The sequence below is a fragment of the Dyadobacter sp. 676 genome, from assembly GCF_040448675.1.
Taxonomy (GTDB): Bacteria; Bacteroidota; Bacteroidia; order Cytophagales; family Spirosomataceae; genus Dyadobacter.
In genome coordinates, this window is the sequence record NZ_CP159289.1 from 4325649 (window position 1) to 4342764 (window position 17116).

Sequence of the window (17116 nt, forward strand, 5' to 3'; positions counted from 1 at the left end):
ACTTTTGGAGAAAAAATCAGCAGATGAAAAAGACCCTCATTTTAGTCCGGCATGCGACTGCCGAAGACCAGAGTTTCAGGATCAAGGATTTCGAGAGAAATCTCAATAGCAAAGGTTTGTCGGAAGCGCTGGCGATGGGCAAATGGCTGGTTCAGGAGCAGATAAAGCCGGATCTATTCGTATCGAGCCCCGCATCGCGGGCGTTCAAAACGGCGGAAATCATTGCAGAGCAATATAAACTGTCCGTAGACGCGATCCGGACGCGGGCGGACCTTTATGACGGAGGCCCGAAGGCATATTTGCAGGCCGTTACGACAGTCCCGGAGGAATATTCGACGGTAATTCTTTTCGGTCATAATCCCGATATCACTTATTTTGCCGAATATCTTTCGGGAGCCAGCATTGGGTCGATGAAAAAGGGAAGCGCGGCGTTTATCGGGTTTAAAAATCGGAAATGGGAAGAAATATCAGCAAAAGCCGGTGATCTGATACTGTACAAGACGCCTAAGCAGGTGAGAGAAGAAGAGTGAAATGGAGCAGCCAAACCGTAACCGGAAGGTATTTATCGTTGTTTTTATAGCATTTGTGGCGCTTTTTGCGTACATCTCTTACGACATGTCGAGCCGCACTACGGCCCCGTGGAACAAGCCGAAGCAATTAAAACGCGCATTGCCGGGGGCAACGCCGGATGCCGATTCGCTAAAACTGGATTCGTTGCTGAAAGAAGTGGAGAAATAGCCGCCTAGCTCCTGGGGTGGAATTCGGTAATGACCTGCCGGAGGTAGTCTCTGTCGAGGTGGGTATAAATCTCCGTGGTGGTGATCGATTCATGCCCGAGCATTTCCTGAACAGCGCGCAGGCTGGCGCCGCCTTCGATCAAATGCGTTGCAAACGAATGCCGGAACGTATGCGGGCTGACGTTTTTCTGAATGCCTGCCTTTTCGGCCGTGTCTTTAATCATCAGGAAAATCATGACGCGCGACAGTTGCCCGCCACGGCGGTTGAGAAACACGATGTCTTCGCTTCCTTTTTGCGGGGTGATTTCGCTACGGACGTGGTCGAGATAGATTTGGGTATATTTTATCGCCTCTTTCCCGATCGGTACGAGCCGCATTTTATCGCCTTTCCCGATAACCCGCAAAAAGCCGATATCAAAATGACAGTTGGTGAGCTGTAAATCGGTCAGTTCCGACACACGTAAGCCGGAACTGTACAGGACCTCCATAATAGCCCTGTTCCGTGTGCCTTCGGGGGTAGAATGGTCGATGGCGCCGAGCATTGTTTCGATTTCTTCGTAAGACAGCACGTCGGGCAGCTTGCGAGGCAGCCGGGGGGATTCCAGCAGTTCCGTCGGGTCTTCGGTAATTACGTTTTCGAGTAAAAGGTATCTGAAAAAAGCCTTGATACCCGATAGCATCCGTGCCTGCGAATGCGCCGCCAGGCCCAGCTCGGCAATGTATTTCAAAAACGCCGAAAGTTGATCCTCGCGGACATTTGCCGGCGAGACTTCCATTTTGCTTAACTCAAAAAATTCTTCCAGCTTTTCAACATCCTGCACATACGCTTCTACCGAATTGCCGGAAAGCGAGCGTTCGAGGCGGAGATAATTTTTGAAATGTTTGATGTAGCTTTGCCACATATTCTAAGGAAGAATTGATTAATGCTACAAAGCAAATGAAAAAGATACTGATCCTGAATGGCCCAAACCTGAATCTTTTGGGCAAAAGAGAGCCCGGCGTGTACGGAAATCAGTCGTTCGAAGACTATTTCGAAACATTAAAGGGAATTTTCCCTGATGTGGAGCTGCATTATTATCAATCGAACCACGAGGGTGCGATGATCGATAAAATCCACGAAGTCGGTTTCTCATTTGACGGGATCATCATCAATGCGGGTGGCTACACCCACACTTCCGTCGCCCTGGCCGATGCCCTGTCGTCGGTAACGACACCGGCGGTGGAAGTACACATTTCGAATATCCACGCACGGGAGCCATTCCGCCACCACAGCTACCTCACATCACGCTGCAAGGGAATGATCTGCGGGCTGGGACTGAAAGGTTACGAGCTGGCGGTACGGTACCTGAATGAGTGAATGAGTGATGAAAAGTCAAGTGTAGTCAAGAATAGTCATGCGTTGTTTATACTATTTATTATTATTTGCTTTTCAATTAATTTTAATAATACCTGACAATTTCTGACCACACCTGACAATAGTGACTACACTTGACCATTCACTCATTCACTCACTCAAAATTCACTCATTCCCCCCCTAAACACCGCATTTCCGAATAGCAATTTGCCTTTTTGCAGCATGGCGCGGAATATGGGGTCGTCCATGAGGTAAATTACCTGGCCGCGTCCTATTGGCTGCGCGCCAAGGATGAGGGTGTTTTTGAGTTTGCCGGTCATTTTCTTGCCCACAAAGCCGGCCCGGTAGTTGTCTTCTTTCAAATAGCCCACGTTCCATCCGTCTTTGAGATAGTCGCGTTCGTAGGCGTCGCGTACGATGGTGAAATATTCTTCGCCGCATCCGAATGCCAGGGGATGGGTAGTATCCGTCGAGAGCTGGAACATGCTGCCGGGCGATGAGTCGCTGGCATCCTCGCGTTGTTGTTCGCCGTACTTTTTAAATACGTCTTCGTCCCTTTTTTTCTCGGAAAACTTTTTTAGTCAATCCGAAACCCGGTTTATTCACGAATGCGTCGGTCGCGTGTTCCATTGCGATGAGCTTGCCGCCGTTTCTGACCCAGCTTTGAATCGTTTCCAGCAGCTTTTCGGAGATAATGTCGCTGTAACGGCCGTCAGGAAGGATCAGTACATCGACTTCGTTCCAGGGAAGGCTTAGCAGCTTCGACGCGTTGACGATCGTTACCGGGTATTTGATTTGTTGTTCGAAATAATGCCAGACAGCACCAAATGCCGTAGGCGAAACGCCGTCGCCTGCAACCGCCACTACTTTCGGCGCTTTGAGTGCAACCACGTTGTCGTTACCGAAATCGGAACCTGTGCTTACAAAGCCGGTTTTTACAGGTGTAAGCCTCACAAAATGCTTATTGGCGATCGTTGTCACCAGCTTATCGAAAGCAATGCCTTCATTGCCTTTGTGCGTGACGATCAAAGTCCCAGCCGGATAAATGGTTTTATCCATTTCGAATGGCATATTGGTAGTCTTGACGAGCACGCCGTTCCGCAGCAACTCTGCCAGGAACATCACATCTTCGGCGTCGGACCAGTCGGCCAGGTAAGCGTACGGGGACGCTGCCGGTATTTTATTGTCAACCGCCGGAGCCTGCAATGCGGTGGGAGCGATTTTCTCTTTTAAACCATAGGCTTTCAACCCGAAAATATACGCAAGCCCCCAACTCGTAACATCGTAAGTGACCGAATCTTCCAGAGCCGGCTTCGGGTCGAAAAGAATACGGAGCAGGTTGGATTTCGGCTGGTAAGCGCTGATCAGCAGGTCGTTCTGCTCAATTTTGCATGTTTGCTCCGTAGCCGATGTGAGCTCGGTGCCTTTCGCCAATAACGACTTGCCTGCCAGGCCGTACATAAATCCCTGCCGGTCGAGCCAGTTGCTGAATGCCCTGATATTGCTTCCGGCTTTCACGAGATAGGTTTTGAAATTACCGGCGGGCGCATTGGCAGCATCCTGATGGAACTTGATAAACTCATCCACCACCTTATCTTTTTGCGACATCACTGCTTCGAGCGTAGCGAGCGTCGTTGCGTAGTGGTGCGCGATGCGGCTGCCAAGCGTAAGCGTATCGTGTTCGGTCTCACGTTCGAGTGCCAGGCCTGCCCGTCCGCCCCCGCCTTGCTCGTATGTAACCCCGATGGCGCCGTTGGCGGTAGGCCAGGTATCGCCGTAGCTGGGATAAAAGAGGTCGTAGTCGTTGCGCGTGAAGTAGGCCCATTTGTTTTCATCAAAATATTTACGGCAATAATCTCCTATGAGCTCATTGAACTGCCTTTGCCACGCTGTGACGTCCTTATTATAAGGCTTAGCTGCCGGAGGGAAATAGTAGCTTCGGGATGGCCCCATTTCATGGAAGTCGGCATGGAAATGCGGCATCCACCGGTTGTACAACGCGATGCGCTCCTGCGTCTCTTTTTGCGTTTGCCAGGCCCAGTCACGGTTGAGGTCAAAAAGGTAATGGTTGAACCGCCCACCGGGCCACGGCTCGTCGTGCTCGAGACCGAATGGTGTTACATCGGGCGTCGCGTTCTGCACCCGGTTGTACCATTGGGTGTAGCGCTCATAACCGTCGGGGTTAACGCATGGATCGATCAGAATGACCATGTTTTTGAGGAATTCATGAGCCAGGGCATTCTCTTTATTGAGCAGTTCGTAGATCACTTTCATACTGGTATTGGCCGAAACCGGCTCGTTTCCATGCACATTATAGCTCAGCCACACGATCGGCGGCACGCTTGCATCAGCCCTGCCCGGCAGCAGCCCGATGCTTTTCAAGTGGTTGGTCCTGATACTTTCCAGTTTCGACATGTTTTCAGGAGAAGAAACGAACGCCAGCATTAGCGGTCGTCCTTCGTGGGTGGTGCCATACTGCACGAGTTTCATCCGGTCGGAGTTCTGCGCTTGCACCGATTTGAAATAATCGACGATCAGATGGTGAAAGGCGAACCTCGACCCAAGCGGATAGCCCAGGAACTGGTCAGGGGCCGGGGTTTGTGCAAATACGGATTGAATGGAGAGCAGAATGAGGACGCAGCGGATTAGTTTGGTCATGGGAAGCGAGACGGTGTAAGTCGGTAAACCCAAATTTAAAAAGTTACCCGAACTTACGGATACGGGCAAAGGGATAAAAAAACTTTGAATTTGAAGTTTCTGAAAATGAGTTAACTAAAAATTAATTGATTTTTATTTGTTGTGGCTGCTTGCATTTTCAATTTCAACCCTGCATCTTTGCACCACGTTTTCGGAACAGGGAAACGAAAAGTGAAGGAAAGTGCAAAAAAAACGCGCGAAGTAGGAGACCAGTCGGCCCATTCGTCTAGCGGTTAGGACACGACCCTTTCACGGTTGAAACAGGGGTTCGATTCCCCTATGGGTCACAAAACCGTGCGAAGCAAGCACTTTCAATCATTGCAAAAACCGCTCAGAGATGAGCGGTTTTTTTATGCCTCCTCCGAAATTTTCTACATTCTTGTCACAAATTTTGTGTCAAAAAAAAGGCCCTCTGGATTGCGTTATAAAGTTTTTTTGTAGACTTAAGGTGCATTAGCGATTTTTCGGTGCAGTATTATTCTACAAGTATAAAAATTTTTCTAAGGCTTTGTAGTATATTTGAAACGGACGGTTGAGCTGATCCTAAACAGTTTACGGATAGCCGCGTCGTTCGCATCGCCCACTTATTTTTTACGCTCTATGAAATTTTTACTGAAACTTGTTTTTGCGGGAGGAGTGATAAGCTCAGTGGCAGCAGCTCCTAACAACGACGCTGGAAGTATGCATATGCGTGCTGATAGCGTAAATGTAGAAAGTGGCATTGAAAGCGGCCTCAGCGGCTCTTACGAAATCACCAACCCTTATGTTGAGGTTGAAAAACCCTTTACCATTGCAACCAGAGCAGCTGCACCACTGGCTACTCGCGTTTCCTGCGGAGGCCGCGTCTGGACGCACGGGGAATATCTGGGAAGAACAGGGGATGATCAACCGGTTTATACACGCATTCAGGACAACCGGGTTTATCTGAACTGGAATGGCGTTGTGCCTGACAATATCTGGATACTCTATCACCTGAAGGAAAATACTTTTCCGATCAGCCCTGAAAATGATGCGCTGATCAATGGATGCGTGAATCCTGTGGATCCGAGCACTGCACCGGTTAATTTGCTGGGTACCAACGGAAACGGGCAGATTACCTGCAAAGGCGTTGCGATGCCGAATGGCGACCGTTTGGGTGTATTTGTGGGCAGTACGGGGAATACATACCAGTTTATCAAGTATGTGGACGGCCTCCTGCGCGTTATGATCAAGCAAGGTGAGAACGATACCCGTACGGACAACTACTATATGGGGCTACTCGCGGAGACAATCCAGGGGAAAGATGGAAGCTATCTCGACCAGCAATGGAGAGGTGTGTTGACTACCGACATGGTAACCGGCTGCTTCTGGCCAACCGCCCCCAAAACGGCCACTCCGCTGCCGGACAATAATTGCGCCTCCGGCCCGACCATCGGTAACATAAGCAATATTACGCAAACAGCACTTACGCTTACATTCAGCGGATCGGGAGTGACCAGCCTGAAATGGCGCATCAAATCCGGTGGAACGGCGGTCAGATCAGGAACGACGAACGATTTAGGTTCTGCTACATCGGTAAACCTTTCGTACAGTTCACTCAGTCCGGGCGATTATACTTTGGAAATTGAAGGAAATAACTGCAGCTCGGCGGTAAACAGCCGCTCGTTCAGGATCAACGAACCGGTTGTAGGGGTGCCCGATTGCCAGAACGGGCCTTCGGTAACCGGTATCAGCAATATTACGCCAAGCAGCGCTACAGTTACTTTCGGCGGCACCAACCTGCATGTATTCTCCTGGAGAATCCTGCAGGGAACTTATGCGGTAGCAAGTGGTAAAACCGGAACGCTCACAACCAACTCGACTAACCTGACGTTCAATTTCCTGCAAAACAATACTTATACCTTCGAATTGAAAGCGGAAGACTGTAAGGCGGCGTCGGTAGCGACGAGAACCTTTACCGTTTCGGCCACCGATACACGCACGGCATGTACGCGCGGCCCCAACCTGCAGTCGGTCACAACATCCAACGAAACGGGGCTCTCGTTCCTGTTCGACGGGGAGAATGTGTTCGCGATCGACTGGAAGATCAAACAGGACGGTGTTACAATCCGCCAGAATCGTGTTTCGCCAACGAGCAACACGCCTTCCATCAACTACAACACGTTGGCAACCGGAAGATATACCCTCGAAATTCAGGGAGGTAGCTGTAAATCGGCTCCATCGACTGCATTGTTCGGAGTCAACATTCCTTTGCCTATCTACATATCCGATTTCGATGGAAAGGCTGTTGAAAAAGGCGTGGAGCTGACCTGGAATGTAGTGGCCGAGCAGGATGGAAAGGAATTTGAAATCCTGCGCTACGACGAACGCATGCAGAATGAAGAAATCCTGGGCAAGGTTGGGCTTACCGATCAGCGTACGGGTAAATACAGCTTCCTGGATGAAAATCCGCTGTCCGGAACGAACTATTACCAGTTGAAGCAGATCGATATCGACGGTACTTACACCAAGAGCAAAATCGTTGCGGTGAATGCGGACGTACTCGTTGGCTCCCTTGTTGCGCCTAACCCCGCGCAGGATTACGTGAATGTCCGGTTCTCATCGCGCAAAGCCAGCACTTCCGATGTGACGATCTACAATCTGGCCGGCCAGCCGGTGAGCAAGTCGACGATCCGCATTTCGGAAGGGAAGAACGACCACCGCATTAATGTAAAGAAACTGGGTGGCGGGCATTACTTCATCAGAATTAACAACGGAAGCGAAGCGACAAAGTTACGTTTCATCAAGGCCGACTAACATCAGTCCGCTTTTGTTACCGGAAAGCAAAACAGCCGGGTCGTCGAGGCCCGGCTGTTTTGCTACTGGTCAGTTCCTTAATTGCACTTTCGATTTTGGCAGCTTGCCTGGCCGACGGATGCTTTTTCCCGGTTGCATGTTGCCGGAGCAAACTACCATTTATGCCGGAAAGCTCAACGACTTTAGTTATTTTCAGAAAATTAAATTTCTCAAAGAACGTGGTGAGATCGTATTCAATAGGAAAATCGTAGGAATCGGGAGGCAAGTCATGAAAAGTCCAGGAGAAGCTTTCTCATCTTTGACTGCAATTCATCGACTGCCGGGGCTTCGCCTTTAATGAGATTATCATCATATTGGACGCGGCCCCAGGGCGACGACTCGCCGGTTTCTATAACGAAATCCGGATTTCTTACACAGAGGTGAATATGGTCGTGCTCCCGGAACACGCTGTCCGGGTAGACGGGGAAACCTTCCTGAAATGGCGCACGAACGGTGTCATAAATAATGTCAGGCTGTTGCAAACCAGCGAGCAAAAGAGCATTTTCGATTACGACCTTATCCAAGTACCGGAGAGCCATGTCAGAAGGATTCCCGATCCCGCGGGTGTGGGGCATTTTCAATTGGAATTGTATTTGCTTTTTCCCATTCAATACACAAATCGTCGTAAGCGAGTATAAGGAGCTCTTTTGCAAATGAGTTGGAGAGGTCAAAGCATTTTTCTTGACTAATAAGTTGGCGTTTAATATTTTGATTACAGCCATGAAAGCCGTAGACGGTGATGTCACAGTAAGAGAACGGATGCATGAAATGATAGTGTGTGGATTGCGAATCAACTACCGGGAACTTACCGGCTTCCTGCTTTTAGTGATTCCTTGCCCGGTAAGTTCCGCTATCTCGCACTTTCGTCCAGATAGCCTAATTCCAGAAGCCGCTTCCGGGACAGCTCTTCGGCATTAGGCGCAGTTTCCAACTCTCGTTTGCACGCTGCTACATAAGCCCGTGCTTTGTCAACCAGTTCTTGTGTCATTTTTGTAGTGTGTTATGGGAGAATTTCCCGGTTATAGGATAATCAAAGTTCAAAAAAATTGCGCCTTTTCCTACCCCTCCGGCTGCAACCGTGCCTCCCTCCACCATTGCGTAAACACCTGGTCGCCTTTCAACTCTACCTTCTGGCCGATCAGCGGTGTTACAAGCGGCATATGTAGCCTTTCTGCTTCGGCGCTTGCGCGAAGGATGGGCTCGTTCCAGTCGTGGATGGAGAGGGCGAATTTGGCCCAATGGACGGGCATCAGCTTTTTGGCGCCAAGCTCGCGGGCAGCCGTAACGGTCTCTTCCGGCATCATGTGAATGTATTTCCACGCCTCGTTATACTGGCCGCATTCGAGCAATGCAAGGTCGAATGGACCGAACCGGGCGCCGATTCTTTTGAAATGGTTGTCATAGCCCGAGTCGCCGCCGATAAAGATTTTCATGGTTGGCGTTTGGAATACAAACGAGACCCACAATGCGCGGTTCCGGCTGAAACCCCGGCCGGAGAAATGCCTGCCAGGCGTAATGTTTACTTTGAAACCGTCGCCCAGGTCGGCGCCTTCGTTCCAGTCTTTTTCGATGATGTCGGCCGCGTCGTAGCCCCAATATTCGAGGTGTTCGGCAGTGCCGAGGCCGGTTATGACCTTTTTGACCTTGGGTTTGAGTTTCAGAATGGTTTCGTAATCGAGGTGGTCCCAGTGGTCGTGAGAGATGAAAAGGTAATCGATATCGGGTAAGTCTTCGACCCGGTATACATCGCTGCCCCTGAAACTCGGAGTAGTGAATTTGAGGGGCGAGGCACTGCCGCTGAAAACAGGGTCGACAAGGACCGTTTTGCCATCTATTTGCATGAAATACGACGAATGCCCGAACCATACCAGCACATCTTCTTCCGGTTTCAGATGCAGTAGATCTGTTTTTTGCGAAGGGATCAGCGCGCCGGGGATATTGTACTTGCTTTTACCGAAGAAAAATTTGGTAAACACCTTCAGATAACTGTTGCCCTCGGCGAGGTCGGGTGTGAAACTCTCGTTCTGGAACTTTCCGTCCCGGTAATGCGGCGATTTTCTGATCCTTTCGAGCCGTGCACCCGAGGGGTGTTTCCCGAATAGCGGTTGTTGCATAAATATCACCGCACCAATGACGATGAGTGCCAGGAAGATGAAGAATATCATGAAGGAAAATTTAATGATCCGTTTAGCCATAGTATGTGGAGGAGGTGTTAAAGTTTGTAGTGGACGAATGTACGGTTTCTTACGTATTTTTGAATTTACTTATACAAACAAAAACCTGGTCATCATGAAAAGAAATGTATTGCTGTGTTTCCTGTGTCTTCTATCGTGGATTGCCGTCGCCCAAAATGCGATTCCTGACACAAGTTGGATCAAAGCCAACTACACCAAAACAGAGCAATACATTACCATGCGCGACGGCGTGAAGCTTTTTACGGCTATTTACACGCCCAAAGACGATTCGCAGACCTACCCGATCATCATGCAGCGCACGCCCTACTCGGTGCGGCCCTATGGCGAAGAAAATTACCGTCGTACGCTCGGGCCTAATGTACTGCTGATGCGGGAGAAGTACATTTTTGTGTATCAGGACGCTCGTGGCCGCTACAAAAGCGAAGGGAATTTCCGCGAAATGACACCGGCGATCGCAAACAAGAAGAGCAATAAGGACGTAGACGAATCGAGCGATACTTACGACACGGTCGAATGGCTTTTGAAGAACACAAGAAATAACGGCAAGGTAGGGCAGTGGGGCATTTCGTTTCCCGGATATTATTCATCGGCCGGCTTGCCGGACGCACACCCCGCGATGGCGGCCGTTTCGCCGCAGGCGCCCATGTCGGACGAATTTATCGGAGACGACTGCTATCATAACGGCGCGTTCTTCTTAATGGATAATTTTGGTTTTTACAGTGGTTTCGATGGGCCTAAAAGCCAAGATGGTACTAGTTATCAGGGCCATTTCAATGCGGAATACGACGACGCCTACAAATATTTCCTCGAATTGGGCCCGTTGAAGAAGACCAATGCGGCCCCGTATTTCGCCGATCCGAACTGCATTTGGCGGCAAACGACGGCGCATCCGGTGTATGACGAGTTCTGGCAATCGCGGAACATTAAAAAGCATTTGAAAAATATCAAACCGGCAGTGCTCGTGGTAGGTGGCTGGTTCGATGCCGAGGATTTGTACGGAGCACTGAAAACCTATGCGGCAATCGAAAAGCAGACTCCGGGCAACAACAACCGGCTGGTAATGGGGCCGTGGACGCACGGGGGATGGGCTGCGCCCGCATGGAAGGGCTTTGCGCAATACCAGTTTGGTGAGGATGTGAATAAATACTACCAGGAGGAGATCGAAACGAAGTTCTTTAATTATTATTTAAAAGGTAAGGGCACATTTGACCAGCCGGAAGTGACGGTTTTTGAGACCGGGTCAAACCAGTGGAAGCATTATGACGTCTGGCCGCCGGTAAATAGCCGACCTGAAACTTACTATTTGGGACCAAATGGTAAAATCACCGTTGCAAGGCTTACATCCGACGTCGGCTCGACCAGCTATGAAAGCGATCCTGCCAATCCGGTGCCTTATACAAGCACTACAAGTGGTCATCGCAATAACGAATACATGGCCGAAGACCAGCGTTTCGCTTCGAAACGACCGGATGTGCTGAGTTTTCAAACGGATTCATTGACCGAAGATCTGACCTTAACCGGCGAAATCGTGGCAGAGCTTGATGGTATCTATGACCGGCTCCGATGCGGATTTCATCGTGAAAGTGATCGACGTGTGGCCTGTAGGGTCAACAATGCCTGCCGTTAGAGAAGGCGAAAAGCCGGTTGATATGAGCGGCTACCAGCAAATGGTGCGTGCGGAGGTGTTGCGCGGCAAGTTCCGGAACAGCTTCTCCGAACCGGAGCCATTTGGAAAGGATAAAATCGAGAAAGTGACCGTAAAGCTGAACGAAGTGGCGCACACTTTCAAAAAAGGCCACCGCATCATGGTGCAGGTGCAGAGCAGCTGGTTCCCGCTGGTGGACCGCAATCCGCAGAAGTTCATAAATATTTTTGAAGCCGGGGAGTCGGATTTTCAAAAATCGAAAATTACGATCCATCATAATGCGAAGCACCCCAGCAGGATTACTTTGCCGGTAATGCACTGATTCTTAAATAGTACTCCTTTCAATCCTAAATTCCTTAATCCCAAATTCAATGAAAAACGTATTCCGGAAAATCCCGGTAGGGTTGGTGGTGCTTTGGCTCGCTGGCTGCCCCACCGGTGCTTTCGCACAATTCCGAGTGCTGGCTATGGCCGAGCCCGGCGGCCATCACATCGCCTATTCCAAAGCTGCCCGCCCGTGGCTCGACTCACTGGCCGCGAAAGAGCATTTCAGCATTGATTACATTGATAAAACAGACGCAATTAATGAGGAATATTTGGGTAATTATCAGCTTATTATACAGCTGGACTATGTGCTTTACGCCTGGAAGCAGGAGGCAATAGCGGCATTTGAGAAATACATTGACGAAGGAAAAGGCGGCTGGATCGGTTTTCACCATGCGACATTACTGGGAGAGTTCGACGGAAACAAAATTTGGCCCTGGTTCTCGGATTTTATGGGTGGTATCCGCTATAAAAACTATATCGCCGATTTCGCGGCTGCCACGGTGAATGTTGAAAACAGCAAGCACCCGGTCATGAAAGGCGTGCCGGCGTCGTTCCCGGTCCGGAAAGAAGAATGGTACATCTACGACAAAAGCCCCCGGCCGAATGTGGAGGTGATCGCGAGCGTCGACGAATCGACCTACCAGCCCGATTCAAAGGTAAAAATGGGCGATCACCCGGTCATCTGGTCGAATCCGAAGAAGAAGGCGAAGAATGTGTACATTTTCATGGGACATTCGCCGGTGCTTTTCGAAAGCGACGTTTACAAAACGATTTTTAAAAACGCCATTCTCTGGGCGGCTCAAAAATAACGCAGTATGTTCACAAGATTTTTACTGTTGGCACTGATCGTCTCAGTGCAACATGTTTGCTTTGCGCAAACAAAAAGTGCGAATGCGGAGCCGATGCCTGTAAGCAGGTCGTTCTACCCAATGCGGCTAGCCGATGAGGACGCGACTTATTTCACGCCTGAAAATTTCAGGATTACCAATGATGGCAAAACGGATGTTTCCGACGAGCTGCAACGGGCTATAAATGAGATCAAAACGAATTACAACTTCGGAATCGTCTTCATCCCCGAGGGCACGTACAAGATCAGCAAAACGATTTATATCCCGACGGCCGTGCGCGTGATCGGTTATGGAAAAAAGCGGCCGTTGATTGTCCTGGCCGACAACTCCCCTGGTTTTCAGCAGGAATACCCGCAGGATAAGGGTAATGCAAAATATATGTTCTGGTTCACGTCCTCCATTCCCAAGGAGGGGCAGCCGATTCCCGACGCGGGCGCAAGCACGTTTTACAGCGCAATGTCGAACGTTGACCTGCGCATCGGGGAGGGGAATCCCTCGGCGGTTGCATTGCGGACGCATTTTGCGCAGCATAGTTTTATCTCTCATGTCGACATCCACATCGGGACCGGCAAAGCAGGGGTGTTCGACGTGGGTAACGAAATGGAGGACGTTCGTTTTTTCGGCGGGGAATACGGCATTTATACATTCAAACCTTCGCCTGGCTGGCAGTTCATGATGGTGGATACGTATTTTGAAGGGCAAAGAAAAGCGGCGATCCGCTCGCAGGAATCGGGCCTGACGATCGTGCGGATGACTGTCCGGGACGTACCGGCGGTTTTGGAAATCAACCCCGGTTTTTACGAAAAACTGTTTATGGAGGACAGCCGTTTCGAAAATGTGAGCGGACCGGCATTGGTGATCAGTAATGAAAACAATGCGTATACGCAAATCAGTTTGCGGAACGTCGCCTGCAAAAAAAGTACCCGTACTGGCCCGTTTCGGGACCAGCGGAAAACAAATCGTCGGCCAGGGCGCGCTATACAGGGTAAAAAGCCTGAATCACGGCCTGCAAATGGCCTCCATCGCCGCAAAGCCGGTGCATACCACGGTACAAGAGATAGAATCCCTGAAATCGGAACCGGTACCGGCAATTAAAGACATTCCTGCATTTCCGGACATGACCACATGGGTAAATCTGAAAACCCTGGGTGCAAAAGGGGACGGCGTTACAGACGACACTAAAGCGATCCAGGCGGCCATTGACCGGTACGATGCAATTTACGTTCCGCAAGGCTGGTATCGCATTACCGAAACGCTGAAAATGAAAGAAAGAACGGTTCTGGTAGGTCTCAACCCGGTTTCGACGCAACTTATTTTGCACGATAATACCGAAGGATTCGGAAGCTTCGGACCGCCTGAGCCAATGGTGGAATCTTCGCAAGGCGGGAACAATATCCTGACCGGCATTGGCATTTCAACGGCCGCGAGTAACCCGCGGGCCGTCGGTTTGAAATGGACGGCGGGTGCAGGTTCTTACTTGAACGATGTAAAGTTTCTCGGAGGGCATGGTAATATTGCCCGCAAACGACCCGGGCAGGGAGTTTTGAGTAACTCGTCGCATGTGGGTAACGAACAGCATTGGGACACGCAATATTGGAGCCTTTGGATAACCAATGACGGCGGTGGCACATTTAAGAACATTTGGACAGCGAATACATTCGCTTCTGCTGGGGCATATGTGTCGAATACATCCACGCCCGGGCGTATATATGCGATGTCGGTTGAGCATCATGTCCGCAATGAGGTGCGGTTTAAAAATGTCTCGAACTGGAAGGTTTACGCATTACAGCTGGAAGAGGAGAGCAAAGAGAGTGCGAATTGCCAGCCGCTGGAAATCGAATCGTGCAATAATATGGTATTTGCGAACCTGTATATGTTTCGCGTAATCCGCGTGAGCACGCCCTATCCGCATGCGGTGCGTTCATGGAACAACAGCAAGCTGGAATTCCTGAACGTTCACAATTACAGTCAGACCAAATATTCGTCGACCGTACCACTTTACGATGTGAATTCAGGCATTGAAGTGCGGCCGTGGGAGTTCAACAGGCTGGTGATCGATAATCCTGGACCCAGGCCGGTCAGCCTTCAACCCGGCAAAGTGGAGCAACTGGCCGCAGGTTTCGAGTTCGCCGACGGCGTCTGCCACGATAGCAAGGGTAACGTGTATTTCAGCGAATCGCGGGCAAGACGGATTTATAAATGGGCAAGCCGGACAAACACATTAAGTCTTGTCGCCGATTTCCCCTGGGAACCGCTCTCGCTGGGTACCGACACGCGGGATAACTTGCTGGTCGTATTCAAATATGTCACCAAACCAGGGTATTTGATCGACGGCCAACCCGAGACGTTCCCTAATCCGCCCGACGCGGCCGGTACTTCGTTCAGCGGCTGGGGAAACAGTGGTTTTGGCACGCTGGTGTATGCGATGAATCCCGATAAGCCGGAGGAAACGATGCACCTGCTTCCGAAAGTCCCTTTGGAAAAGGTGCCGGAAATCGCAAAAACCTTGAATCCGTCGAATCGCCGCCGCGATTCGGGGGACTTCCTGAAAGTGAGCACCAATCCGTTTAAAGAATGCTGGCTGGGGCCGGATGGCGTCACGATTGTACCGGTAGTTTACGACCTGGCACGTTCCAATGTGCTGGTGGAAGGCTATCCGGGGAAACCGCTTTACGGCGTGGACGAGTATCTGAAAAGGACATTCCGTTTCACGGTGGGAGCAGAAGGCCATTTGTCGGAACCGCGGCTGTTCGCGGAAAAAGGGGAGTTCGAGCTCGGCGGTAGACAGCGGGGGTAATGTGTATATTGCCGATGGGCAGATTTATGTGTTCGACCCGTCCGGAAGGGAAACAGGTATGATCGAGACGCCGGAAAGACCATCTACGATAAGCGTCGTCGGGAATACGCTTTTTATAACCGGCAGGAATGGCTTGTATGCGACGAAAGTAAAATGACAAAAATGCCGGCATTTCGATTAAATGCCGGCATTTTTTGACACCTATTTAACGCCTTTGCGTTTCTTGTAATCCTGATACCGCTGGTTATATTCTTTCAGATCCTCCTCCTTGAATGTTTTCAGATAGTGTTCCGGAAGATCGAGCCGCTCCCGCATTTTCAGGGTATTTGAAAGCTCGACGAGGGTATTGACGCCGTTTTTATCCTTATTCAGATCGAAAGCATCGTACAGATCGCCGTTAACCGTAAATGCCTTGAACGAAAGTCTGTTTTGGTCGACCGTGATTACCTGGTATAATTGCGTGTTCGATGCGGCGCGGTCCATCCAGTTTTGTAGCCCGATATCATACATTTTGGGTCCGCTTACCGACACTACGTAAATCGGCCCGTTGGGTTTCTTTCTGCTTTGTCCAACCGGAATATTGAGACCCCGGCCGTAGGTGTGGTCGTGGCCCTGCAATACGATGTCGACTTTGTGTTTCTTGTACAAAGGCTCCATTTTCTCGCGCCATTCGTCGTTATCGCGGCCGTTTTTGGTGGAATAAATCGGGTGGTGATGGAATACGACAGTCCAGCGGTTCGGGTTGTTGGTTGCGATTTGTTCGAACCATGCGGCTTGCTTTTTCAATGTCGTCGAATCGAGGATTGCCGCCTGGGAATCGAGGGAAATGAACCGTATACCCTGATAATCGATATAATAAGCCGTTTCGGAAAGACCTTCGGGCCCGTTCTCAGGCAATGCGAACTGCGGTTTCCAATGTTTCGAGACAAACAGGTTCCTTTTTTCATCGCGGAAATACTCATGATTGCCGGGCGTTGCCAGATTGGGCACCATACCGTTGATCCATCCGCCGGCTTCGAACCACTCGCCCCATTGGTAATCTGCATTGGAATTGTTGATCAGATCGCCCGCGTGGATCATCAGACGGGCTTTGGGCAAAGTAGTAAATGCCCCGCGCACCGCCCTCGACCACAGCGAACGGATGTCGTTCTGCGCATCGCCGAAATAGAGAAATGAAACGGGTTCAGGCTTATCCGAGGCCGTTTTGAAATGAAACCATTCACTCCACGATTTCCCGTCACCGACCCTGTAAACGTACTGCGTCGCTGGTTTCAAATCGCCGAAATTCGCTTCGTGGTAATGTACCGTTTTGCCATCCAGGACAACTTTGTGCGTCGCCGCCTGCACAGTACGGGCTTTGGCAGGGAAGTCCGGCGAAGGGTCTGCTTCGTGAATTGCGGCGACGGCGGTTGTCACTGTCGAGTCGGTACGCCAGTTTACTGCCTGTGAATTCGCCGGGCTTCCCTTGTAACCCAGCACGATCCGGTCGGGAAAAGTCGACGGGGGATAGCTTTTATTTTGTTGCGCGTGTACCGGGAGAGTAACGGCGGCCAGAAGGGTTCCGGCCAAAAGGAACTTGGGATATAATTGGTTGGGATACTGCATAAGAACCTTGGGCAAATCGTGGTCACAATAATACCCGTTTGGAAAGCAATCGGACTAGTTGCTATATTCATTTTACATTTTGATAATATTGGAAGCC

17 protein-coding genes and 1 tRNA gene are annotated in these 17116 nt (G+C 50.3%); 11 read left to right on the forward strand and 7 right to left on the reverse strand.

Translation table 11 applies throughout. The features are described 5' to 3' along the window. Positions 1 to 23: 23 nt before the first annotated feature. Together ABV298_RS19415 and ABV298_RS19420 are read left to right on the forward strand one after the other, a co-directional pair. A complete protein-coding gene (locus ABV298_RS19415) occupies positions 24 to 530 on the forward strand; it encodes a histidine phosphatase family protein (protein ID WP_353717833.1) in 507 nt (168 codons plus the stop codon). A 1-nt stretch (position 531) separates the two neighbouring features. Continuing rightward, positions 532 to 738 (forward strand): hypothetical protein, encoded by a 207-nt coding sequence (locus ABV298_RS19420; RefSeq protein WP_353717834.1) that lies wholly within the window; start codon positions 532 to 534, stop codon positions 736 to 738. A 4-nt stretch (positions 739 to 742) separates the two neighbouring features. Here the strand turns inward: ABV298_RS19420 and xerD are convergent, their stop codons facing one another. After that, a complete protein-coding gene (gene xerD / locus ABV298_RS19425; RefSeq protein WP_353717835.1) occupies positions 743 to 1639 on the reverse strand; it encodes a site-specific tyrosine recombinase XerD in 897 nt (298 codons plus the stop codon). A gap of 35 nt (positions 1640 to 1674) precedes the next feature. Here xerD and aroQ point away from each other — a divergent pair, with 35 nt between their 5' ends. Then, positions 1675 to 2094: a type II 3-dehydroquinate dehydratase gene (aroQ, locus tag ABV298_RS19430; RefSeq protein ID WP_353717836.1), complete on the forward strand. Its 420-nt coding sequence runs from the start codon at positions 1675 to 1677 to the stop codon at positions 2092 to 2094. 155 nt (positions 2095 to 2249) lie between these two features. Here aroQ and ABV298_RS19435 read toward each other — a convergent pair whose 3' ends face one another. Further along, positions 2250 to 2576 carry a hypothetical protein gene (locus ABV298_RS19435; protein WP_353717837.1) on the reverse strand — a complete coding sequence of 109 codons (327 nt, stop codon included), beginning with the start codon at positions 2574 to 2576 and terminating at the stop codon, positions 2250 to 2252. A 52-nt stretch (positions 2577 to 2628) separates the two neighbouring features. Further along, positions 2629 to 4749 (reverse strand): M14 family metallopeptidase, encoded by a 2121-nt coding sequence (locus ABV298_RS19440; protein WP_353717838.1) that lies wholly within the window; start codon positions 4747 to 4749, stop codon positions 2629 to 2631. Between the two features lie 254 nt (positions 4750 to 5003). Between ABV298_RS19440 and ABV298_RS19445 the strand changes: the two genes are divergently transcribed. After that, positions 5004 to 5075, forward strand: a tRNA-Glu gene (locus ABV298_RS19445). A gap of 313 nt (positions 5076 to 5388) precedes the next feature. Then, on the forward strand, positions 5389 to 7563 hold the full coding sequence (locus ABV298_RS19450) for a T9SS type A sorting domain-containing protein (RefSeq protein ID WP_353717839.1): 2175 nt from the start codon (positions 5389 to 5391) through the stop codon (positions 7561 to 7563). Between the two features lie 266 nt (positions 7564 to 7829). Here the strand turns inward: ABV298_RS19450 and ABV298_RS19455 are convergent, their stop codons facing one another. The 3 genes from ABV298_RS19455 to ABV298_RS19465 form a co-directional block, all read right to left on the reverse strand. Beyond that, positions 7830 to 8324, reverse strand: coding sequence for a hypothetical protein (locus ABV298_RS19455; protein ID WP_353717840.1), 495 nt, complete (start codon positions 8322 to 8324; stop codon positions 7830 to 7832). Positions 8325 to 8452: 128 nt separating this feature from the next. After that, the gene (locus ABV298_RS19460; RefSeq protein ID WP_353717841.1) at positions 8453 to 8590 is read right to left on the reverse strand and encodes a hypothetical protein; all 138 of its coding nucleotides are present in this window, start codon (positions 8588 to 8590) and stop codon (positions 8453 to 8455) included. Between the two features lie 70 nt (positions 8591 to 8660). Further along, positions 8661 to 9767 carry an MBL fold metallo-hydrolase gene (locus tag ABV298_RS19465; RefSeq protein WP_353717842.1) on the reverse strand — a complete coding sequence of 369 codons (1107 nt, stop codon included), beginning with the start codon at positions 9765 to 9767 and terminating at the stop codon, positions 8661 to 8663. 124 nt (positions 9768 to 9891) lie between these two features. Here ABV298_RS19465 and ABV298_RS19470 point away from each other — a divergent pair, with 124 nt between their 5' ends. From ABV298_RS19470 to ABV298_RS19495, 6 genes are read left to right on the forward strand one after another with little or no spacing between them, the layout of a single operon-like run. Next, entirely contained in the window at positions 9892 to 11424 is a 1533-nt protein-coding gene (locus tag ABV298_RS19470; RefSeq protein WP_353717843.1) for a CocE/NonD family hydrolase, read from the forward strand. Then, positions 11348 to 11764 carry a CocE/NonD family hydrolase C-terminal non-catalytic domain-containing protein gene (locus ABV298_RS19475; protein ID WP_353723214.1) on the forward strand — a complete coding sequence of 139 codons (417 nt, stop codon included), beginning with the start codon at positions 11348 to 11350 and terminating at the stop codon, positions 11762 to 11764. Before ABV298_RS19470 ends, ABV298_RS19475 begins: the two co-directional genes overlap by 77 nt. Positions 11765 to 11813: 49 nt before the next feature. After that, positions 11814 to 12578 (forward strand): ThuA domain-containing protein, encoded by a 765-nt coding sequence (locus tag ABV298_RS19480; protein WP_353717844.1) that lies wholly within the window; start codon positions 11814 to 11816, stop codon positions 12576 to 12578. Positions 12579 to 12584: 6 nt separating this feature from the next. Beyond that, on the forward strand, positions 12585 to 13712 hold the full coding sequence (locus ABV298_RS19485; protein WP_353717845.1) for a glycosyl hydrolase family 28-related protein: 1128 nt from the start codon (positions 12585 to 12587) through the stop codon (positions 13710 to 13712). Then, complete coding sequence (locus ABV298_RS19490) at positions 13630 to 15414, forward strand: glycosyl hydrolase family 28-related protein (protein ID WP_353717846.1); 1785 nt, start codon at positions 13630 to 13632, stop codon at positions 15412 to 15414. The genes ABV298_RS19485 and ABV298_RS19490 overlap by 83 nt, the downstream gene beginning before the upstream one ends. Before the next feature lies 1 nt (position 15415). Further along, entirely contained in the window at positions 15416 to 15571 is a 156-nt protein-coding gene (locus tag ABV298_RS19495) for a hypothetical protein (RefSeq protein ID WP_353717847.1), read from the forward strand. A 44-nt stretch (positions 15572 to 15615) separates the two neighbouring features. Here the strand turns inward: ABV298_RS19495 and ABV298_RS19500 are convergent, their stop codons facing one another. Then, positions 15616 to 17019, reverse strand: a complete 1404-nt coding sequence (locus ABV298_RS19500) for a metallophosphoesterase family protein (protein WP_353717848.1) — start codon at positions 17017 to 17019, stop codon at positions 15616 to 15618. Positions 17020 to 17116: the final 97 nt, after the last annotated feature.